The organism is Chordicoccus furentiruminis (genome assembly GCF_019355395.1).
Taxonomy (GTDB): Bacteria; Bacillota; Clostridia; order Lachnospirales; family Lachnospiraceae; genus Chordicoccus; species Chordicoccus furentiruminis.
On sequence record NZ_CP048829.1, the window covers coordinates 2,734,590 to 2,756,691 of the forward strand.

At 59.0% G+C, this 22,102-nt stretch carries 17 protein-coding genes, 1 tRNA gene and 1 pseudogene; 11 read left to right on the forward strand and 8 right to left on the reverse strand.

The genetic code is table 11. The features are described from left to right. Positions 1–10 precede the first annotated feature (10 nt). Complete coding sequence (locus G4C92_RS12460) at positions 11–3,778, forward strand: phosphoribosylformylglycinamidine synthase (protein ID WP_274940157.1); 3,768 nt, start codon at positions 11–13, stop codon at positions 3,776–3,778. A gap of 274 nt (positions 3,779–4,052) precedes the next feature. Here the strand turns inward: G4C92_RS12460 and G4C92_RS12465 are convergent. Beyond that, positions 4,053–4,126 (reverse strand) — tRNA-Met (locus G4C92_RS12465). Between the two features lie 259 nt (positions 4,127–4,385). On the opposite strand from G4C92_RS12465, the gene rpsT reads away from it, so the two are divergent. Next, complete coding sequence (rpsT, locus tag G4C92_RS12470; protein WP_274940158.1) at positions 4,386–4,649, forward strand: 30S ribosomal protein S20; 264 nt, start codon at positions 4,386–4,388, stop codon at positions 4,647–4,649. Positions 4,650–4,896: 247 nt separating this feature from the next. Here rpsT and holA read toward each other — a convergent pair whose 3' ends face one another. Further along, positions 4,897–5,931, reverse strand: coding sequence for a DNA polymerase III subunit delta (gene holA / locus G4C92_RS12475; protein WP_274940159.1), 1,035 nt, complete (start codon positions 5,929–5,931; stop codon positions 4,897–4,899). Between the two features lie 278 nt (positions 5,932–6,209). Here holA and G4C92_RS12480 point away from each other — a divergent pair, with 278 nt between their 5' ends. The 8 genes and pseudogenes from G4C92_RS12480 to G4C92_RS15125 all read left to right on the forward strand — a co-directional run bounded on the left by G4C92_RS12480 (position 6,210) and on the right by G4C92_RS15125 (position 13,102). After that, the gene (locus G4C92_RS12480) at positions 6,210–6,965 is read left to right on the forward strand and encodes a YdcF family protein (protein ID WP_274940160.1); all 756 of its coding nucleotides are present in this window, start codon (positions 6,210–6,212) and stop codon (positions 6,963–6,965) included. A gap of 311 nt (positions 6,966–7,276) precedes the next feature. Continuing rightward, the gene (locus G4C92_RS12485; RefSeq protein WP_408611779.1) at positions 7,277–7,600 is read left to right on the forward strand and encodes a metal-sensing transcriptional repressor; all 324 of its coding nucleotides are present in this window, start codon (positions 7,277–7,279) and stop codon (positions 7,598–7,600) included. Between the two features lie 22 nt (positions 7,601–7,622). Beyond that, positions 7,623–10,226: a heavy metal translocating P-type ATPase gene (locus G4C92_RS12490; RefSeq protein ID WP_274940162.1), complete on the forward strand. Its 2,604-nt coding sequence runs from the start codon at positions 7,623–7,625 to the stop codon at positions 10,224–10,226. Positions 10,227–10,361: 135 nt separating this feature from the next. Further along, entirely contained in the window at positions 10,362–11,267 is a 906-nt protein-coding gene (locus G4C92_RS12495) for an SH3 domain-containing protein (RefSeq protein ID WP_274940163.1), read from the forward strand. Between the two features lie 230 nt (positions 11,268–11,497). Beyond that, a complete protein-coding gene (locus G4C92_RS12500) occupies positions 11,498–11,758 on the forward strand; it encodes an N-acetyltransferase (RefSeq protein ID WP_274940164.1) in 261 nt (86 codons plus the stop codon). Then, entirely contained in the window at positions 11,755–12,102 is a 348-nt protein-coding gene (locus G4C92_RS12505) for a GIY-YIG nuclease family protein (RefSeq protein WP_274940165.1), read from the forward strand. Before G4C92_RS12500 ends, G4C92_RS12505 begins: the two co-directional genes overlap by 4 nt. A 19-nt stretch (positions 12,103–12,121) precedes the next feature. Beyond that, positions 12,122–12,385 (forward strand): annotated as a pseudogene (locus G4C92_RS15120) (NUDIX hydrolase); the annotation flags it as partial. Positions 12,386–12,571: 186 nt separating this feature from the next. Next, positions 12,572–13,102, forward strand: a complete 531-nt coding sequence (locus tag G4C92_RS15125) for a Maf family protein (RefSeq protein ID WP_274942012.1) — start codon at positions 12,572–12,574, stop codon at positions 13,100–13,102. A 96-nt stretch (positions 13,103–13,198) separates the two neighbouring features. On the opposite strand, the gene G4C92_RS12520 is transcribed toward G4C92_RS15125, so the two are convergent. The 6 genes from G4C92_RS12520 to G4C92_RS12545 all read right to left on the reverse strand — a co-directional run bounded on the left by G4C92_RS12520 (position 13,199) and on the right by G4C92_RS12545 (position 19,867). Continuing rightward, positions 13,199–13,693: a flavodoxin family protein gene (locus tag G4C92_RS12520; protein ID WP_274940166.1), complete on the reverse strand. Its 495-nt coding sequence runs from the start codon at positions 13,691–13,693 to the stop codon at positions 13,199–13,201. Between the two features lie 128 nt (positions 13,694–13,821). Further along, entirely contained in the window at positions 13,822–14,883 is a 1,062-nt protein-coding gene (locus G4C92_RS12525; protein WP_274940167.1) for a putative ABC transporter permease, read from the reverse strand. Between the two features lie 82 nt (positions 14,884–14,965). Next, positions 14,966–15,937 carry a glycosyltransferase family 2 protein gene (locus G4C92_RS12530; RefSeq protein ID WP_274940168.1) on the reverse strand — a complete coding sequence of 324 codons (972 nt, stop codon included), beginning with the start codon at positions 15,935–15,937 and terminating at the stop codon, positions 14,966–14,968. Positions 15,938–16,155: 218 nt separating this feature from the next. Next, the gene (locus tag G4C92_RS12535; RefSeq protein WP_274940169.1) at positions 16,156–16,692 is read right to left on the reverse strand and encodes an ANTAR domain-containing response regulator; all 537 of its coding nucleotides are present in this window, start codon (positions 16,690–16,692) and stop codon (positions 16,156–16,158) included. A gap of 24 nt (positions 16,693–16,716) precedes the next feature. Next, complete coding sequence (gene glnA, locus G4C92_RS12540) at positions 16,717–18,045, reverse strand: type I glutamate--ammonia ligase (protein WP_274940170.1); 1,329 nt, start codon at positions 18,043–18,045, stop codon at positions 16,717–16,719. Between the two features lie 208 nt (positions 18,046–18,253). Next, positions 18,254–19,867 (reverse strand): CTP synthase, encoded by a 1,614-nt coding sequence (locus G4C92_RS12545; RefSeq protein WP_274940171.1) that lies wholly within the window; start codon positions 19,865–19,867, stop codon positions 18,254–18,256. Positions 19,868–20,237: 370 nt separating this feature from the next. Between G4C92_RS12545 and asnB the strand changes: the two genes are divergently transcribed. Next, positions 20,238–21,908, forward strand: a complete 1,671-nt coding sequence (gene asnB, locus G4C92_RS12550; protein ID WP_274940172.1) for an asparagine synthase B — start codon at positions 20,238–20,240, stop codon at positions 21,906–21,908. Positions 21,909–22,102: the final 194 nt, after the last annotated feature.

A 22,102-nucleotide genomic window follows, 5' to 3' on the forward strand; every position in this document is an offset into this window, starting at 1 on the left:
TGAATTTCAAATGGTCAGAAGAGTCTATGTTGAGAAGAAACCCTCCTTCGCCGGTGCGGCGCATGATCTCCGTCATGAGATCCGGCATTACCTCGGGATACCGGAAGTATCGGAGGTCCGGATCTTTATCCGTTACGATGTGGAGAATGTGACGGACGAGGTCTACGAGAAGGCGCTGACGACAGTGTTTTCCGAGCCTCCGGTGGACGTGTATTACGAGGAGAAGCTCCCGGAGGTGAAGGACGCGCGCGTGTTCTCCGTTGAATTTCTTCCCGGACAGTTCGATCAGCGCGCTGACTCGGCCGAGCAGTGCATCCGCTTCCTTGATGAGAGAGAGAAGCCGGTTGTGAGGACGGCGACGACCTATATGATCATCGGCAGCGTGTCGGACGACGCCATGCGGGCGATCATCGACGACTGCATCAATCCGGTTGATTCACGGATCACGGACGAGGTGAAGCCGGCGACTCTTACGGCGGAATATCCGGAGCCGGAGGATGTGAAGACGCTGACCGGCTTCACATCGATGGAAGAAGCGCCTCTGAAGGAGCTGTATGACAGTCTCGGGCTGGCCATGACACCGGACGATTTCCGGTTCATTCAGACATATTTCAGAGACGAGGAGCACCGGGACCCGACGATGACGGAGATCCGGGTGCTGGATACCTACTGGTCGGACCACTGCCGCCACACCACCTTCCTCACGGAACTGAAGAACGTGACGTTCGGAGAGGGTGATTTCCGCGCGCCCATCGAGCAGACATACCGGCGGTATCTGGAGGATCACAGGGAACTGAACCGGGGCCGTGACGACAAATACGTTTCCCTGATGGATCTGGCGCTGCAGGGTGCGAAGAAGCTGAAGAGAGAAGGAAAGCTTGAGGATCAGGAGGAGTCGGACGAGATCAACGCCTGCTCCATCATCGCGCCGGTTGACGTGAACGGGAAGGATGAGGAGTGGCTGATCAATTTCAAGAACGAGACGCATAATCATCCGACCGAGATCGAGCCGTTCGGCGGTGCGGCGACCTGCCTCGGCGGCGCGATCCGCGATCCGCTTTCGGGGCGGACCTACGTCTATCAGGCGATGCGCGTCACTGGAGCCGCGGATCCGACGGTGCCTCAGAGCGAGACGCTTCCCGGAAAACTGCCGCAGAAAAAGCTGGTAAGGCAGGCGGCGCACGGCTACAGCTCCTACGGCAACCAGATCGGACTGGCGACCGGCTACGTGAAGGAAATCTATCACCCCGACTATGTTGCCAAACGGCTGGAAATCGGCGCTGTGATGGGCGCCGCGCCGCGCCGGGCGGTCCGAAGGCTCACCTCCGATCCGGGAGACGTGATCATTCTGCTCGGCGGCCGGACAGGCCGGGACGGCATTGGAGGCGCTACCGGGTCCTCCAAGGCGCATAACCTTCAGTCCACGGAGACATGCGGCGCCGAGGTGCAGAAGGGAAATGCACCCACCGAGCGGAAGCTTCAGCGGCTCTTCCGTAGGGAAGAAGTCGCCCGTCTCGTGAAAAAGTGCAATGATTTCGGCGCCGGCGGCGTTTCCGTCGCAATTGGCGAGCTGGCGGACGGGCTCCGGGTCGACCTCGACAAGGTGCCGAAGAAATATGCGGGGCTTGACGGAACGGAACTCGCGATTTCCGAATCGCAGGAGCGGATGGCCGTCGTGGTGGATCCGAAGGACGTCGACGCCTTCCTTGCCTTCGCCCATTCCGAGAATCTGGAGGCTACGCCGGTCGCGCGCGTGACGAGCGAGCCGAGGCTGGTGCTGACCTGGCGCGGACGGGAAATTGTGAACATCACCCGCGCTTTTCTGAATACAAACGGCGCGCATCAGGAGAACGACGTTTTCGTGGAGATCCCGAACCGGGCGGATTCCGAGATGAATCCGCAGCCCTGGTCGTGGTATGCGGGCGGGGACGAGGCGGTCCGGAACCGCTGGCTTGAGATGCTCGGCAATCTCAACGTCTGCTCGCAGCGCGGGCTTGTGGAGATGTTCGACGGCTCGATCGGCGCCGCCTCGACGCTGATGCCGTACGGCGGAAAATATCAGCTCACCGAGACGCAGGCGATGGTTGCGAAGGTTCCCGTGCCGGGCGGCCGGACCCATACCGTGACCATGATGGCCTACGGCTTTGATCCGTACCTGATGAGCTGGAGCCCGTATCACGGAGCGGCCTGGTCTGTGGCTTCTTCTGTCATGAAAATTGCGGCGGCCGGAGGCGATGTGACGAAGATCCGGTTCACATTCCAGGAATATTTCCGCCGGATGTCGAAGGATCCGAAGCGCTGGAGCCAGCCGTTTGCGGCCCTTCTGGGCGCCTACGACGCGCAGCTCGGCTTCGGACTGCCTTCTATCGGAGGCAAGGACTCGATGTCCGGAACCTTCGAGCGGATTGACGTGCCGCCGACGCTGGTTTCTTTCGCGGTGGATGTGGCGAAGACCGGGGATGTGGTGACGCCGGAACTGAAGACGCCGGGCAGCCGGCTTGTCTGGATCCGCGCGAAGAAGGACGAGAATCTGATGCCGGATTATCAGGCGATTCTTGCTGCCTGCGCTTCCCTTCGCGAGGATATTCAGGCCGGGCGTATCGTCTCCGTCTATGTGGCAGGCCGCTTCGGGCTGGCGGAAGCGGTCAGCAAGATGGCTTTCGGCAATCATCTCGGCGTGAAGATCGAGCACAATGTCAGCCCGGTGGATTTCTTCTCGCCGTCCTACGGCGATCTGGTCTGCGAGGTGAAGGAGGGTGAGACGGGCCGGCTTGCCTCGGAATACACAGTGATCGGTGGAGTGACGGATGACGCGGTCTTCCGCTACGGAAACGTCGAGATTCCGCTTGATGAGGCGCTGAAGCACTGGACCGCCACGCTGGAGCCGGTGTTCCGCACAAGGGTATCCGAGAACCGGAGCAAGGTGGCCAGCCCGCTGTATGAGTCGGAGCATGTGGCGGTTTGCAGCCACAAGCTGGCACAGCCTCATGTCTTCATCCCGGTTTTCCCCGGCACCAACTGCGAGTATGACGCGGCGAGAGCCTTTGAGGCGGCCGGCGCGTCGGTGACGACGACTGTGTTCCGGAACCTCACGGAACAGGATATCCGGGAATCAGTGGAGGAGTTCGCCAGAGAGATCGCAAAGGCGCAGATCATCATGTTCCCGGGCGGCTTCTCGGCCGGCGACGAGCCGGACGGCTCGGCGAAGTTCTTCGCGACGGCTTTCCGGAACGCGAAGATCAGTGAGGAAGTGCAGAAGCTGCTTTCCGAGAGGGACGGGCTTGTCCTCGGCATCTGCAACGGTTTTCAGGCGCTGATCAAGCTGGGACTGGTGCCGAACGGGCGGATCACGGGACAGACGGAGAACGCGCCGACGCTGACTTTCAATACGATCGGCCGCCATATCTCCCGGATGGTCTACACGAGAGTCGTCTCCAACAAGTCTCCGTGGCTTGCGGAGGCGGAGCTGGGCGGCGTCTTTGTCACGCCGGCTTCCCACGGCGAGGGCCGCTTTGTCGCAAGCGATGAATGGATCGAGAAGCTGATCGCAAACGGCCAGATCGCGACGCAGTACTGCGATCCGGAAGGAAACGTCACGATGGATGAGGAGTGGAACGTCAACGGTTCCTACCGCGCCATTGAGGGTATCACATCGCCGGACGGCCGTGTATTCGGTAAGATGGCTCATGTGGAGCGCCGCGGCGACGGCGTCGCGGTCAACATCTTCGGAGAGCAGGATATGAAGGTGTTCGAATCAGGCGTGAGGTATTTCAGATAATCAAGTGAGAGAAGGGAACGGACCGGCCGGCGCTCAGAACGGGAGCGCGGCCGGTCCGGCCTCTTCCTGCATGAACGATGAAAGGGAGCATTTAATAGAAATAATCAAGACCTTTCAAAGCACGCAGGAGACATCTTCGTGTCATATTTTTGTTCAGACAGCCGCTTTCATTGCGGCATACCGGAATTTTCTCCACAGAGAAAGAATCGAGAAAAGCCCGGAAATAAAGCAAAAACCGGGAACGCCCGAATCTACGGGGTTCCCGGTCTGACCGTAGCGAGAGGGAGACTTGAACTCTCGACACCGCGGGTATGAACCGCGTGCTCTAGCCAACTGAGCTATCTCGCCATTTGTGTGCACTGAGCGATTATCCTGAGAACTGATCGGATGATCTTGCTCCGCGACAACGATGTAATTATACAAATCGACCGGATCAGTGTCAAGCGGAAATTCGAAAATTTTCCGGAGCGGCGGCGCTTGACTTATTGGAGAAAGTACCTTAGAATATCATCTGTGTGTTCCGCCCATGCCTCAAAATCCGTGTCTCTATGGCTAAAGACGGAGCCTGATGAGAACAAGACAAGACATTGTGTTGGAGGGAATTGATTTGGCTAACATCAAATCTGCGAAGAAGAGAATTCTGACAAGTGCGAAGAGAGCGGAACGGAACAAGGCGGTCAGGTCTGAGGTGAAGACTTCGGCCAAGAAGGTGCGCGCAGCGATCGAGGCGGGCGACAAGGCGGCGGCAAGCGCGGCTCTGTCTGATTATCAGGGTGTGCTCGGAAGAGCGACGGCGAAGGGTATTTACAAGAAGAATACCAACGCGAGAAAGATTTCCCGTATGTCTGCGGCTGTGGACCGGATGGAGTGATCTTTTCGAACAGCGCCGGATGAATGCGTATGAAGAAAGGAGCCTGCGGGCTCCCTTTTTTGACGTCTGAATCAACATGTACATGAGGTGCGGATCTTTTGCGGCGGGCATATCGGAGCCTGCCGTCTGCACCGCTCACAGCCATATGCATCCTGCCTTCTCCGTCGTTCACAGCCATATGCACTTTCCGAACACAGCCGGGACGGACGGTGCCTTTGCCTTTCGTACGCATGGACAGGAAGAGATGTCATGCGCCATCCGGTCTGTCCCCCGGAGCGGAGAGCTTCATGATCAGGAGCTCCACGGCGAGCCGGTCCTGCATCGTACCGGCTTTGATCGCCGCGTCCATATCGTTGCAGGCGCGCAGCGCGGCCTTCAGCTGGGAGACCGGGTAGCTACGGGCAAGAGGCAGGGAACGGCGCACGGCGAAGGGAGGTATGCCGGCGCGTGAAGCGATCTGCTGTGGACCGTTTCCCTCACTGTCGAGATCATGAATCAGAAGCAGCCGGTTGAACTGCTGTCCGAGGAGGATCAGAATCCGCAGCGGCGGTTCGCGAAGGGCGAGCAGATCCGAGTAAAGCGCCATCGCCTCCCGGCGGCGCCGGCGGGTGATGGCACTCATCATGTCGAAGATCCGGTTTTCTGTCTGGTCCGTCGTGACGGCCTCGATGTCTTCCCGGGTGATTTCGACAGGGGCGGATTCCGCTCCGTCAGCGGCCGGATGCATTTCCATACAGTAGTGGATCAGCTTGTCCACTTCCAGCCGGATATGCGTCATATCCGGGCCGGTCCGCGTCAGAAGCTCATCCATATTCGCTTTCCGGATGCTCAGATTGGCGGGCTTCAGCATCGTGAGGATCCATTTTTCCAGCGTCGCGTCGGTCTGGCGGCTGAATTCGGCGACCGCGCCGTATTTTGCCACCGCCTTGTACAGACGGTTCCGCCTGTCGGTTTCGTCTTCGTTGAAGACAAGGTAAAGGTAGTCCGGGATTTCGGCAAGGTAATCCGGAAGCCGTTCGGCTGTGCGGGTGAAGAAACCCGTGTTCTCGATCCGGATGACCCTTCGTTCGGCGAAGAAGGGGAGCGTCTCGCCCTGGGAGATGATCTCGTTCTCGTCTGTGCCCCGTCCGCGGAAGGTCGTCAGATTCATGGCGTTTTCGTCTCCCATCAGCGCGGCGATGAGGCGGTCGCGGTACTGAAGCCGGAGGTAGGTTTCTTCGCCGGTGAGCAGATAGACATGACGGAAACGGCCGGATTTGATATCACTGATCAGATTCTTCATGCCGCCATTCTACCATAGAGAAAATGTTTTCGCCACGCTGACGGAGCGTTTCGGGCGACGGGCTGTTCCGGCCTGTTATTCTGAAAATGCAGCCGCCGCCCCGGACGTGTTCCGGTGGAAGTGATTCACGGGAGCCGGGCCGGTCTGTACTGCGGACGCCTCCGTTCGTGTCCGGGCGGGGAGCGGCGCTTGACGGCATGTGAAGAAATCGCGGTGCGCATGAGGTCCGGCGGGTGACGGTTTTATGATAAGATAACGGGAGAAAGGAGAAAGACGATATGATCGGACAGAGGATCGGGATGGCCGGCGGGATTTTGCTGGCGGTATGCTTCCTTTTTTACGGCACCGCGGTGTACCGGACCGGGTCCGGAAGCCGCTTCTGGCTCGTGTGGCTTTTTCTGGCGGGAATCTCCCTTCTGGCGGCCGTTTTCGCCCGCTTCGGTATCTGGACCGTGATGCCGCCGCTTCTGAAACGGGCGGTTCTTACCGCCGCGGTTCTTGCCGCTGCGCTGGTCGCGGCGACCTGGGGCTGTGTGCTTTCCTCTTTCAGTTCATCAGGAGAAGATGATCTGGATGTGCTGATCGTGCTCGGGGCCCAGGTCAGAGAGTCGGGGCCGAGCGTCGTACTTCGATACCGTCTCGATACGGCTGCCGGGTACCTCCGGGAAAATCCGGACACTCTCTGCATTGTTTCCGGAGGGAAGGGAGCGAACGAACCGGAGCCGGAAGGAACGGCGATGAAACGGTATCTTGTGTCGCGCGGAATCGCGGGATCAAGAATCCGGACAGAAATCCGCTCGAAAAACACCATTCAGAACATACGCTTCAGCGGCCGGATGATTGACCGGGAGCGGGATCATGTCGGGATCGTGACCAGTGACTTTCATGTTTTCCGCGGTGTTCATCTCGCGCAGCGGAACGGGTACCGTCATGTATGCGGCATCGCGGCGCCGTCCCGCCGCTTTTATCTTCTGAACAACATGCTCCGGGAATCCGGCGGGATTCTCAAGGACTTTTTCTGCGGACATCTCTGATCGGAACATGGTTCCGGGCGGAAGGCCGTCTCTCCGGCAGATCTGTTTTCTGCCGGGAGACGGCCTTTTGTGTTGGGCGAAAGCGGGAATTCTGACGGCGCGGAATGAACCGGATCGACAGTATCAATACGGATTGAGAAGAAAATAGTTGACATATACCCCTGAAGGGTATATAGTCCCTGTCAGAACGAGATACCCGTGTGGGGTATAAGGAGGTCGGAATGGCAGAAACAGACAAGGCACGCGCACTCGCATGCCGGTGCGGATCAGAGACGGGGAATGCATGTTCCTCTGACACGGATGAAAAAGCGCTGGAGGAGGCGGAGGCGGAAGCCGAGGACGCCTGCTGCGGAAGCGGGCGTCACAAGAACCGCACGCCGGAGGAGCAGAGAGCTCTCCTGCTGAGGCTGAAGCGGATAGAAGGACAGATCCGGGGTCTTGAGAAGATGGTGGAGAACAATGCTTACTGTCCGGATATCCTGATTCAGGTTTCCGCGGCGACCAGCGCGCTCAACAGTTTCAACAAGACCCTGCTGGCCTGCCACATCCGCGGCTGCGTTGCCCGGGATATCCGGGACGGGAAGGACGAATCCATTGACGAGCTCTGCGGAGTGCTGCAGAAGCTGATGAAATGAAGGAAGCGAGGAAACATTGCCGATGAAACAGTATGTCGTGACCGGCATGACCTGCGCGTCGTGCCAGGCGCATGTCGAGAAGGCGGTGGCGAAGGTGCCGGGCGTGCAGTCCGTTACCGTCTCACTGCTGACCAATTCGATGGCAGTGAACGGTTCTGCGTCGGACGACGCGGTGGTCCGTGCGGTCGAGGCGGCCGGCTACGGCGCACAGCCGATGGCGCGGCCTGCGAAAGAAAGTGGAAGCAGCGGCCGGCTGGCTGCGGAGGAGGAGGCCCTGAAGGACCGTCAGACGCCGAGACTCATTCGGCGCCTGAAGCTTTCCCTGGTGTTCCTTGTGATCCTTATGTATGTCACGATGGGACACAATATGTGGGGCTGGCCGGTACCGGCGTTCCTTGTGCACAATCATATCGGTCTGGCGATTCTGCAGATGCTGCTTGCGCTCATCGTCATGTTCATCAACCGCGATTTCTTTATCTCCGGATTCAGGTCGCTCCTCCATCTCGCCCCCAACATGGACGCGCTGGTCGCCCTGGGGTCCGGCGTCTCCTTCGGATGGTCGCTGTATGTCCTGTTCAGAATGACATGGATGGCAGCCAACGGGACGCCGAACACGGATTTGATGCCGCTGTATCACAATCAGCTCTATTTTGAATCGGCGGCGATGATCCCCGCTTTCATCACGATCGGCAAGACGCTGGAATCTCTTTCCAAGGGGCGCACGACGGATGCGCTGAAGAATCTGATGAAAATGGCGCCGAAGACGGCTGTCGTCGAGCGGGACGGCAGGCAGGTCGAGACCGGCATCGATGAGGTACAGCCGGGCGATATTTTCATCGTGAAGCCGGGCGAGTCGGTTCCGGTGGACGGCGTGATCGTGGAAGGGAGCACGGCCGTCGACGAATCCGCGCTGACGGGTGAATCCATTCCGGTGGACAAGACCGTGCATGATCAGGTCAGCGCCGCTACGATCAATCAGTCCGGCTTTATCCGGGCGAAAGCGACGCGGGTGGGTGAGGACACGACTTTCTCGCAGATTATCCAGATGGTGAGCGATGCCGCCGCGACGAAGGCGCCGATCGCCCGGATCGCGGACAAGGTTTCCGGTGTCTTTGTGCCGGCTGTGATCGGTATCGCAGCGCTGGTGATGGCCGGATGGATGATTTCCGGTGCAGCGCCTGCCGCCGCTCTGGAGAGAGCGATCACCGTACTGGTGATTTCCTGCCCCTGCGCGCTGGGGCTTGCGACTCCGGTGGCGATCATGGTGGGCAACGGACTTGGGGCGAAGAACGGCGTTCTGTTCAAGACCTCCGAGGCGCTTGAGAACGCCGGAAAGATCCAGATCATCGCGCTCGACAAGACCGGGACGGTGACAGCCGGAAAACCGGTTGTCACGGACATCATTCCGGCAGACGGCGTTTCGGAGAAGGAACTTCTGACCGCGGCCTACGCGCTGGAACGGAAGAGCGAGCATCCGCTGGCCCGTGCCATCGTCGAGAAAGGAAGCGGGATGGCGCTTCCGTCGAGGGATGTGACGGACTTCGAAGCGCTGACGGGCAGCGGTCTTGCCGGGCGGCTTGACGGACATCTGCTGCACGGCGGATCGGCGGCCTTCATCTCTGCCCTGACAGAGGTTCCGGACAGAATGCGGGCAGAGGCGGAGGCGCTGGCCGGAAGCGGAAAGACGCCGCTTTACTTTGAGCAGGACGGAAAGCTGATCGGGATGATCGCGGTCGCGGACGTGATCAAGGACGATTCGGCGCAGGCCGTGAAGGAAATGCAGCGGATGGGCATCGAGGTTGTCATGCTGACCGGTGACAACGAGCGGACCGCGCAGGCGATCGGGAAGCAGGCCGGGGTGGACCGCGTCATTGCGGGCGTGCTTCCGGACGGCAAGGAGGCTGTGATCCGCGCCCTGCAGAAAAGGGGGCGCGTGGCGATGGTCGGCGACGGTATCAACGACGCGCCGGCGCTGACCCGGGCGGACACCGGCATCGCGATCGGAGCCGGGACGGACGTGGCGATTGATTCGGCGGACATTGTTCTGATGAATTCCAGACTGTCCGATGTGTCCGCGGCGATCCGTCTCAGCCGGGCGACGCTGCGCAACATCCACGAAAATCTGTTCTGGGCGTTTGCCTATAATGCAGTCCTGATTCCTGTGGCGGCCGGTCTTTACCCGCATCTGACGATCAGCCCGATGTGGGGCGCGGCGGCGATGTCACTCTCCAGCTTCACGGTCTGCATGAACGCGCTCCGGCTGAACCTGTTCCGGCTCCGCGACGCGTCCCACGATCATCCGATGAGGAAGAGGGCACTGCCGCCGGTTTCCGTCCCGGATCAGACGGCGGCCGCGGAGAATTTATATAAGAAGTCCGCTTCAAAAGCGGAGGTATACGCAAAGGAGGATTCAGAAATGAAGGAAACGGCAAAAATCGAAGGCATGATGTGCGGACACTGCGAGATGCATGTGAAGCAGGCACTGGAGGCGCTGGACGGCGTTGAAAGCGCGGTCGTCTCGAAGGACAGCGGCACTGCCGAGATGACACTCACCAAACCGGTGGAGGAATCGGCGGTCCGCAAAGCGGTCGAGGACGCGGGCTATCAGTTCAAGGGGATCGCGTAAGACGGACATCATGATGAGAGAAAGACCGGGCGGCCGTGCCGTCCGGCCTTTTTGGCAGTTATCGATAATGACAGCAGCTATGTACGCATGCTATAATGAGAATATAAGTACCATGAAGCATGATGGAGGTGTGAAATGAAAAAGGTGAAGGGAAGGATGCTGCTGATTCTGGCAGCGTGTCTTGTGATGCTTGTCACGGGCGCTGTTTCGGTCAGTGCGGCGACGCTGAAGGCCGGGAGCGAAGGCGTGACGACCACGGGCGTCAACATGCGGTCGAAGGCGAGCAAAAGCGCGAGCCGTCTGACGACGATTCCCCGCGGTTATACCGTCTATATCAAGGGCGCAGCCGGCGGCTGGTATCACGTGTACTACAATGGAAAGACCGGTTACTGCTCCAGTAATTACGTGAAGGACATCAATACGGTCGCGAAGAACAAGTGGATGACCACAAGAGTGATGGCCGCTTCGATCCGGATGCGGAAGAGCGCGTCCTCCAACGCGAAGGTGCTCCTGACGATCAAATCCGGAAAACGCGTCGTGATTCTCGGAAAGACATCTTCCGGCAGATGGTACAAAGTATCGAGCTACGGCCGGATCGGCTATATCGAGGCCGGATATTTCACGACCGACGCGAAGACACTCTACGCGAAGAGCGGCGTGAATATGCGCAAGGGGCCGGCAACGAGCTACAAGAGAATTCTGACGGTGCCGAAGGGCGGCAAGGTGATCTGCTATAAAAAGGTGAACGGCTGGTGGCAGTGCAAGTACAACGGCCGGATCGGCTATATTTCCGGAAGCTATCTTTCCGCCGGCAGAACATCCTCTTCCGGATCGGCGTCAACGACGGTTTCCTCCGGAACAAAGAAGAAGACGACGGCGGGCGTGGCGCTGCGGAGCGGCCCGGGCCGGAAGTACAGCTACCTCGACGGCATCGACAAGAATGAGTATGTACAGGTTCTGAAGACGCAGAACGGCTGGTCTTACATCAGCTACAATGGTGAGAAGGGCTGGGTGTCCTCGAGTTATCTTAAGAAAGCATGAGGCATATCCATTCCTGAAGCGGCTCGGGTGCCTTCTGTGCAGTGGGCGGACGACAGGAAAGGCTGGAGGGGAAGGAGAAATCCTTCCCCTCCTTTGTGCGTGAGAGGAGGATCCCGTATCTGCGCGAAGAAGAGACGGCCGGCGGCTGAAGGCATGGCCCGGCAGGATCGTGAACTGACGCGGGCCGTTGCAGAATCCGGCATGCCCGCGCGGGGTGAAGGGAGAGAACGATGGAATGGAATATTCTGGACCACAGTATCTACATCAGGAGCGGAGAAGGGAGAATTCTCGGAGAAGTGATGTTCCCCGAGAAGCAGCCGGGTGTATTTGACATCGAGCGGACCTATACGGCGGAAGAACTGATCGGATCGGATCTGCCCGCGCAGCTTGTGGACGCTGCGGTGAAACGGATCCGGGAGCAGGGAGGCAGGATAACGGCCAGCTGCCCGTTCGCGCTGAAGTACCTTCATCAGAAGGGGGTGCTCCGTTGAGCGGAGAAGAAACCGGCAGAGCCTGCTATACCTACATTCTCCGCTGCGCGGACGGGACGCTCTATACCGGCTGGACGAATGATCTGGAACACCGGGTACGAACACACAACAGCGGGGCCGGCGCCCGGTATACGCGTTCCAGAAGACCGGTGACACTGGTCTATTTCGAGACATTTGCCACACAGCATGAAGCGATGGCGAGGGAGGCCGGCATCAAGCGCCTCAGCCGGGCCGAAAAGGAAAAACTGATCCGGCGGGGAAGCGCAGGGAACGGGACGGAACGGAATACCCGGGATGACGAAGGAGAGGAACGACATGACACTGACGACACTTTGTTATATTGAACAGAATGACCAGTATCTGATGCTGCACCGGATTCGCAAGGAGAACGATCTCAACGAGGGAAAATGGATCGGTGTCGGCGGGCATGTCGAAAAAGGGGAGACGCCCGAGCAGTGCATCCGGAGAGAGACGAAGGAGGAAACCGGCCTTACGCTGGGCGGCGTGAAGCTTCGCGGCGTGGTGGATTTTCTCAGCGAACGGTGGGAAGACGAGGCGATGTACCTCTACACCTCGGATTCGTTTTCCGGTGAGATGCATGAGTGTGACGAGGGCGTGCTCCGCTGGGTGCCGAAGCGGGAGGTTTACCGTCTGAACCTGTGGGAGGGCGACCGGATCTTTCTTGACTATCTTCTGACGGACGAACCCTTTTTTCACCTGGAGCTCCGCTACGATGCGGAGGACCGCCTGATTTCCTCGAGAAGGCTTCCGTCCGTTATCCTCGCGTCCGCGTCGCCGCGCAGGCAGGAACTGATGAGACAGATCGGAATCGAGCCGATCATCATCCCGAGTGAACTGCCTGAGGAGCGGACGGAAACGGAACCCCGCCGGCTGGTGCAGAGTCTGGCGGATCACAAGGCGGAGGAAATTGCACGGCGTTTCTCACACGGGGAGACGGTGATCGGGGCTGACACAATGGTGACGGCCGGCGGGCGTATGCTCGGAAAGCCGGCGACTCATGAGGAGGCTGCCCGGATGATCGGGATGCTGGCAGGACATACGCATCAGGTTCTCACCGGTGTCTCCGTGATTCGCTGCGGCGGAAAGAAGGAGAGAAAGAAAATCCGTTTCGTGGAGGAAACGGCGGTGCACGTCGCGCCGATGACAGAAGAGGAGATTCTTCTGTACGCGGAGAGCGGGGAACCGATGGATAAAGCCGGCGCCTACGGGATACAGGGACCGTTCGCTGCTTTTATCAGCGGGATCGACGGTGATTTCTACAATGTGATGGGACTGCCGCTGCACCGGGTATGGGAAGCACTGAAAAAACTGGAGTCAGTCTGACGGGCGTCCGATCTGCAGTAACCCGAAGCGGGACCACTGAAGCAACTGGAGTCAGTCTGACGGGCGGAGAGCCGCCTGCCGGACTGACCCGGAGCCTCATTTCTTCTGTGCGGCGGCCAGTCCGGTCTCTTCCAGAAAACGGTTTACCTGAATCTCCGCCTTGTTGCTGTAGCGGAGCGGATGACGAAAGCTGGCGGTTCCGATGACTTCGTTGCCGGCCATCAGCGTGCGGATGCCGTCGATGGTGCGGTCTGCCTTCCCGCTCGCCGAGCACGCAAAGATAGCCGTCTTCTTCCCCTCGAACGGGTGGCTGACGAGATATTCCCTGACAGCCGGCGTCATCCTTCCCGCCCAGACAGGAGAGCCCACCACAATCATGTCATACGCTTCCGGATCGTAAACGGTTGTGTTGAGACGCGCCTTTTCGTTGCGGATGGCCTCCCTGCCGCCGATGATGTAGCGAAGCGCATTCTTCGGCGGTTCGTTTTCCGGCCTGAGCCTCTCCAGAACCGCGCCGCATTTGCGTGCGATCATCTGAGCGATATAATCCGTGTTTCCCTCAAGAGAATAGTAGACAACTAGAATTTTCATCATAATCCTTTCTCATAAGCGGTCCGATGCGTTTTTTCTGCCTTCTTTATCTGCTTTTCGTCATTGTACAGCAAAATGCAGCGGATGACCAGAACCGTCCGGCCGGAAGCGGAACGGATGGCCGGAAGTTACTGCGGACGGTCGGTTTTTCCGGCGTCCGGGGCATTGTGTCCGCGGTTCCGCCGTTTTTTGGTATATCGGTTCAGCTGCGCCTCCACTTCTTTCAGAAGGTCATCGTACTGTTCATGAACCATATTCGGGAAAGCTTTCATCAGACGGCCGGAACCGAAATGAGTGGCTTCCGTCAGCTTCTGACGGGCTGCGCGATAGCTTTCCGTCAGCGCGTCACGCTGTGCGGCGAGTCCGGAGGCGACCGAGTCTTTCCGGGCGCTGAACTCCGCGGCCACAGCCTCTTTCCGGGTGTTGAATCCGGCGGCCATCTGCTCTGATTTTTCCTGAACCGCGTCGCGCAGCTCCGCACGGCCCAGCGCTGCCTGAACCTGACCATTCTGGACATGCTGAGCGGTCGAGATCGTCGTGTCGGCGATCGTGGCGCTGAGCTTGTCACTGATCGAGCGGATCGAGGCACGCAGCCGGTCAAGCTCGGCCAGTTTCCGGTTGAAGCCGACGACGGTGAGCACGGTCAGAATCAGATCCGCCAGGTAGAGGGCATAAAGAACCGCCATGATCGGCCATCCGCAGGTTTCGGGTACGACGCTGACCGTCTTCCGGCTGATCAGAGGATGAAGGACGCGGACGACGATGACGACCGCAATGCCCCAGATGATGCTGAATTCGAGACAGATATAGCCGTGAAAGTTCAGAGGCCGATCCCGGTAGTCCCACCACCGGGCGTGAAAGAGGTGATCAAGCGCCCAGCCGGCCGCCAGCTCCACCAGCGTGGTCAGCAGCATGCCGCCGAGAAAGAGAAGAAGCGTGTCGGTCCAGCCGCCACCCTGCATGGTGAAGGAAAAACCGAGCCGTGAGGCGGCTCCTTCGGCCGCATGGCCCGCGGACAGAACGGCGAGCATGCCGAAGCCATAGACAGGACAGACGGGACCGTTAAGAAATCCCCGGTTCACGACTTTGCCGAGACTGACGGCAAAGAACATGACTTCGACGATCCATCCGGCGAAGGAGTAAATCAGAAAGTAGGCGCAGATCTGGTAATACGTCATTCCAAACAGCATGGTATTCCTCCGTTGCGGTGCGGACCGGCGGATGCCTGCTCTGTCAGAAAACGGAATCCATCCGCCGGCGGGTCGTCGGCTTTCAATTGTCTGATCCGGGCGTCTCTCCGGCTGCATCAGCCGGCAGTGACCCGCGGGTCCTGTGTATCAGATTTCGGAACAGCTCGAAGTGACGGCGCTCGTTTTTTTCCTGATTGGAGAGGATCAGCCCGGCAAAAAAGGAAAGCAGCGCGGCGATCGCCGCAAAGCCGCAGGCGATCAGCGTCGGAAAGCGGGCGACGAGTCCGGTCGCGAGGTAGTCGAGAAAAACCGGGATGAAAAAGCCGGCCGCGAGTACGAGAAGAATCAGCGAAAAAAAACCGAAGAAGCCGAGCGGACGGTAGTTTCGATAGAGGGAAACGATCGTTCTGAGAACCCGGAGGCCGTCCGGAATCGTGCTGAGCTTGGAGGAGCTTCCCGCGGGCCGGTCCCGGTAGCTGACGACGACATTGTCCACCTGCATGCGGTGACAGACCGCGTGAATCGTCATCTCCGTCTCGATCTCGAATCCCTGCGAGAGCACGGGGCAGGTCTTCACAAAGTCATAGCTGAAGGCGCGGAAGCCTGTCATGATGTCCTTCACGTCACAGTTGAAGAGTCGGTTGATGGTGCTCCGTACCAGTGAGTTGCCGAAATTGTGAAACGGCCGGCGGTTTTCCGTGAAGTAGGTGGAAGAGAGACGGTCGCCGACTACCATGTCCGCATTGCGGTGAAGCACAAGGTCGGCCATTTCCGGTGCGCTGTCCATCGGATATGTGTCGTCTCCGTCCACCATGATATAGCAGCAGGCGTCAATTTCACGGAACATCCGGCGGATCACGTTTCCCTTTCCCTGCATCGGTTCGCTGCGCACGACGGCGCCGGCTTCGGCGGCCCGTTCGGCTGTCCGGTCGGTGGAATTGTTGTCGTAGACATAGACAGCCGCCTCCGGGAGGGCGGCCCTGGCATCCCGGACGACCTTTCCGATGGTCTGTTCCTCGTTGCAGCAGGGAATCAGAACGGCGATTGTATCCATGGGCTCTTCCTCCAGAAGCTGTGATGATCCGGCACGTTTCCCGGTCAGTCCGGGAAGGCGTACGATCAACATTATACCATAGTCCGGATGTTTTCGCGGCATAAAAAGACCGCGCGCCCAATCGGGCGCGCGGTGCGGGTTCGGTTCAGTATCCTGCGGCGGAACAGGAATGCCGGAACAAGGCTGTCCCAGGCGGATCCTCCGCGTCTTTCCGGCCGTCAGCTCAGTGCGGTCAGAATCATCTTCGCCACATCCGGCATAGGCGTCGAGGTCTCCATGCTTCTCTTCTGAATGAAGCGGTACGCCTGATCCTCGGTCATGTCGTTCTTCTCCATGAGGATCTCCTTGGCCTGGGTGATCAGCTCCTTCTCCTCATCGGAACGTTTCGGTATGCGGGCCTGAGTGACGTGATCGTCCAGCTGCATCAGGATCCGTACGCCTCCGATCAGCTCTCCGGAATGTACAGGGAGAGGCACGCGGAAGAGAGCCTCGTTCTCACAGTAATCCAGCTCGGAAGGGCGGGCGAGCACAAGAAACAGGGCGCTCCGCCCCAGTGTATCCGCCAGCTCATCGGCGGTCATGTCGGTGAGGCGGGCGGAACAGATGACGACGCCGCCGTCCATCCGCCGGACGGCCCGCACGGTTTCCTGACCGGAGCGGCAGCTGATCCGGACCTCGATGCCGCTCCGGCGCAGAATTCGTATAATCGAATCACGCAGGGCGTCATCCGCGATAGCAACGATTGTCCGTACCATAAGCCTGACTCCTTTGTCCGGTGATCAATACATCTTCATGTACCGCTTCAGCTCCCAGGTGCTGACCTGCGTGCGGTACTCGTCCCATTCAGCCTTTTTGCCGGAAACGTACTGCGTGAAGATATGCTCTCCGAGTACCTTCACGAGAAGCTCGTCGCGCTCCAGCTCGCCGATGGCTTCCTGAAGGGATCCCGGAAGGGAGTCGATGCCGTTCTGCTTTCTCACAGCCTCGCTCATCGCGAAGATGTTGTCCGAGATTTCTGCCGGCGGCGTCATTCCTTTTTCGATACCGTCGAGACCCGCCGCGAGGCAGCCGGCCAGCGCGAGATACGGATTGCAGGACGGATCCGGGCAGCGGAGCTCGATCCGTGTCGCCTGACCTCTGGCGGCCGGAATCCGGATCAGCGCGGAGCGGTTCGAGGCGGACCAGGCGAGATAGCACGGAGCCTCATAGCCGGGAACCAGACGCTTGTAGGAGTTGACCAGCGGGTTTGTCAGAGCGGCGAGTCCCTTTACATGGGCGAGAATCCCGGCGATGAAGCTGTACGCCTCGGTGCTCAGCTTAAGCGAGCCGTCTTCCTGATAGAAAATATTCCGTCCGTTTTTGAAGAGGGACATGTTGATGTGCATGCCCGATCCGTTGACGCCGAAGAGCGGCTTCGGCATAAAGGTGGCGTGCAGGCCGTTGCGCTGGGCCAGCACTTTCACTGCCAGCTTGAAAGTCATGATCTTGTCTGCGGTGGGCAGGGCGGCACCGTACTTGAAGTCGATCTCGTGCTGTCCGCGCGCCACTTCATGGTGAGAGGCTTCGATCTCATAGCCCATCCGCTCGAGGTTCATGCAGATCTCCCGGCGCGTGTCAGAGCCATGATCAATCGGCGCGAGATCGAAATAGCCCGCCTCGTCAGCGGTTTCCGTGGTCGGCCGACCTTCCTCGTCGGTGGAGAAGAGGAAGAATTCGCATTCCGGACCAACATTGAATTCATAGCCGAGAGCGGCTGTATGCTCGATTTCACGCTTCAGAACAAAGCGGGGATCGCCGGCGAACGGCGTGCCGTCCGGGTTGTAGACGTCGCAGATCAGTCTCGCGACCTTGCCGTGCTGCGGACGCCAGGGAAGGACGCACCAGCTGTCCAGATCCGGATACAGGTACTGATCCGACTCATAGATGCGGGCGAAGCCCTCGATGGAGCTGCCGTCGATCATGATCTGGTTGTTGACCGCCTTCTCGAGCTGAGAAGCCGTGATCGCCACGTTTTTCAGCTGGCCGAAGATGTCCGTGAACTGCATGCGGATAAACTCCACATCGTCTTCCTTGGCCATCCGGAGGATGTCCTCTTTCGTGTAACTCATATGCGTACTCTTTCTCCCTTCTTTTCGCAGACAGGAAATGATGATGGTTTGTTCTGCCGTGACAATGATGAAAAAAGAGCGAGGCTCTCCCATTCAGGAGCACCCTCGCTCTTTTATGCGACCGATTATAAGCTGACCGCGTATTTCAAGTCAACTGTTTTGACTTTGCGCCTTGCACTTTTTCCGGTACCCGGAAGGGGAGCGCCGCTTACCCGCGCGTGTCCCGGTGCTTCAGCGCGGCCTCGACGAAACCGCGGAACAGCGGATGCGGACGGTTCGGACGGGACTTGAATTCCGGGTGGGCCTGTGTGGCGATGAAGAACGGATGGGAAGGCAGCTCGCACATCTCCACGATATGACCGTCCGGCGACTGGCCGGAAAAGACGAGGCCGGCAGATGCGAGCTTCTCACGGTAAGCGTTGTTGACCTCGTAGCGGTGACGGTGGCGTTCCGTGATCTCCGTCTTGCCGTAGAGATGCTCAGCCAGAGATCCTTCTGTCAGATGGCAGGGATAGGATCCGAGACGGAGCGTGCCTCCGATATCCTCCACATCGTTCTGGTCCGGCATCAGTGCGATGACGGGATCAGGCGTGTGATCATTGAACTCAATGCTGTCCGCCTCCGGGAGGCCCGCTACATGCCGCGCGAACTCGACGATCGCCAGCTGCATGCCGAGGCAGAGCCCAAGATACGGAAGGCCGTTCTTCCGGGCGTACTCGATGGCGCAGATCATACCCTCGATGCCGCGGTCGCCGAATCCGCCCGGGACCAGTACGCCGTCCACGTCCTTCAGCAGAAGCTGAACCGTCTCGGGCGTTACGTCCTCGGACTCAATCCACTTGATGTGGACATCGGCGAAATTGTAGATGCCGCCGTGCTTCAGAGACTCGACGACGCTTAAGTAGGCGTCATGGAGTGCGGTGTACTTCCCGACGAGCGCGACCGTGACCTCGGTCTTCGGGTGGCGGAGCCGTGCGACCATCTCCTTCCACTCCGTGAGATCCGGTTCCGGATCCGGGAGGTGGAGAGCCTGAAGAACCACATCGGCGATATGCTCGTTCTCGAGCATCAGAGGCGCCTCGTAGAGATAGTCCACGTCGAGATTCTGGAGCACATGGGCCTCTGGCACGTTGCAGAAGAGCGCGATCTTCTTCCGGATGGAAGAAGAGAGCTCGACCTCAGACCGGCAGATGATCACGTCCGGCTGAAGTCCCATGGACTGCATGGACTTGACGGCCATCTGGGTCGGTTTCGTCTTCATCTCACGTGAGCAGCGCAGATAGGGCAGCAGAGAGACCAGCATCAGGCAGGCGTTGTCATGTCCGATCTCCTGCTGGAACTGCCGGATCGCCTCGAGGAACGGCTGGGACTCGATATCCCCCACGGTGCCGCCCACTTCGATGATCGCGATATGAGTGGCATCGTCGTCCGTGCTGCTGTAGAAGCGGCTCTTGATCTCGTTGGTGATATGCGGGATGACCTGCACCGTGCCGCCGCCGTAATCGCCGTGACGCTCCTTCTGCAGAACGGACCAGTAGATCTTGCCGGTGGTGACGTTGGCGTTGATGCCGAGGTTTTCGTCGATGAAACGTTCGTAATGACCGAGATCAAGATCCGTCTCAATACCGTCTTCCGTGACATAGACCTCGCCGTGCTGGATCGGGTTCATGGTTCCGGGATCAATGTTGATGTACGGATCCAGCTTCTGCATGGTGACGCTGTAGCCCCGCGCCTTCAGCAGACGGCCGAGGGAAGCGGCCGTGATTCCCTTGCCGAGACCGGAGACGACGCCTCCTGTCACAAAGACATATTTGGTTGCCATTGGTTCACTCCTTTCGTCTGACCGTTGTTTCAGGATGCTTCTATTATAAGATGTCCGCCCGCCATTTCAACAGGCTCTCTCTCATCGAAACAAAAACATACACCAGCATACCTCGATTCCGGAACGGTGTAAATAAAAAACACTGTCCGTGTTTTTGAACAATCGGATTCATCCGCGACCGATTGACATACAGGAAAGCCGGTGATAGCATGAGTCAGCAAACGGGACGCTTCGGTTTTGGAGAATGCATCCGCATTTCAGGCCGTGCTGCCCGGAAAATGAAAAATGAGTCCGATGTGGGACAGCAGGTTCATGCGCAGAGGCATGGCTTGCTGTCTTTTGCTTTTTCGGGCGGAGAGGAGGGCGTCAGATGTGTTCGATTATGGGTTTTACAAGGAGGAGTACCGCGCTTAATCGTGCGAAGGAAGCGTTTCTCAAGACCACATCCAGAGGACCGGACGCCATGCGTTTCGAAGAAGCAGGCGACGGCTGGCTCGGCTTTCAACGTCTGGCCATCATGGGCCTCACGGAGGAGGGCATGCAGCCGTTTCATCTGGACGGAGATATGGTGGTGTGCAACGGCGAACTTTACGGTTTCCGGGTACTTCGCCGGGAACTGATCGAGGACGGCTGCATGTTCCGCAGCAGCTCGGACTGTGAGATCATCCTGCCGCTTTACCACAAGTACGGAGTGGGGATGTTCTCCATGCTGGACGCCGAGTTTGCGATGGTGATCTATGACTCGAAGACCCGTTCCTTTATCGCGGCCCGCGATCCGATCGGCATCCGGCCGCTGCATTACGGCTATCTGGAGGACGGCTCCATTGTCTTCGCCTCGGAAGCGAAGAATCTGGTGGGACTCTGCAGCCGGGTGATGCCATTCCCTCCGGGCTGCTACTGGAAGGACGGTGTCTTCACGCGGTACGCGGAGATTTACAAAGGAAGAAAGACGTTTGAAGAACAGGCGCCGGACGGCAGCCGGTTCGATCCGACGGATGATGCCTGCGTAAGCGGACGCGGCGGAGCGCCGACGGAGGTCATCCATGCGACGGCGGATGAAGCCTCCGCGGAGATCCGGAAGCTTCTGATCCGTGCGGTGGACAAGCGGCTGGATGCGGACGCGCCGGTCGGCTTCCTGCTGTCCGGAGGACTCGACTCCTCGCTTGTATGCGCGATCTCGGCACGTCTTCTCGCCCGCCCGATCCGGACATTCGCGATCGGGATGGATGTGGATGCCATTGACCTCAAATATGCGAAGGAGGCGGCGGACTATCTCGGCGCGGATCACACGGCCGTCATCATCTCGAGAGACGACGTGATCCGCAATCTTCCGAAGGTCATCGCCGCGCTGGGAACGTACGACATTACGACGATCCGCGCCAGCATGGGGATGTACCTGTGCTGCGAGTACATCCATCAGCATACCGATGTGAGGGTGCTGCTCACCGGCGAGGTGTCCGACGAGCTGTTCGGATACAAGTACACGGATTTTGCTCCGTCGGCGGCGGAGTTTCAGGCGGAAGCGGAAAAACGGGTGCGTGAGCTGAACGTGTATGACGTACTCCGCGCCGACCGGTGTATTTCCGTTCATTCCATGGAGGCGCGCGTGCCATTCGGCGATCTGGATTTTGTCTCCTATGTAATGAGACTCGATCCGTCCGTCAAAATGAATGTCTACGGCAAGGGCAAGTATCTGCTGCGGCACGCTTTTGAGAACGGCGAATGGCTGCCCCGTGACCTTCTGATGAGAGAAAAGGCCGCGTTCTCGGACGCGGTCGGACATTCGATGGTGGACGACCTCCGCGCCTACGCGGAAGAGCAGTACACGGATGAGGAATTTGAGGAAAAGCGGAAAAAATACGTGTTCGCGACGCCGTTTACCAAAGAATCCCTTCTCTACCGCGAGCTCTTCGAGCAGTATTATCCGGGGCAGGCGGAGATGATCCCGACCTTCTGGATGCCGAACCGGAGCTGGCCGGGATGCAATGTCAATGATCCTTCGGCCCGCGTGCTGAGCAACTACGGAGCCAGCGGCATCTGACGGCATCGAAGCGCAGAGAGACGAAGACGCCCTTTTGATTCAGGACAAGGGGCCGGTCCGGAGGCGGACCGGCCCCTTTGCGCTGCCGTGCTTTTGAAAAGAACTGTGCCGGACAGTTCGCACGGCGGCGGAAGAGACGGCTCATTACCTCCTCCTGTCCGGCTCCGTCGCGTCCTGCAGCATGTATGTCTCTG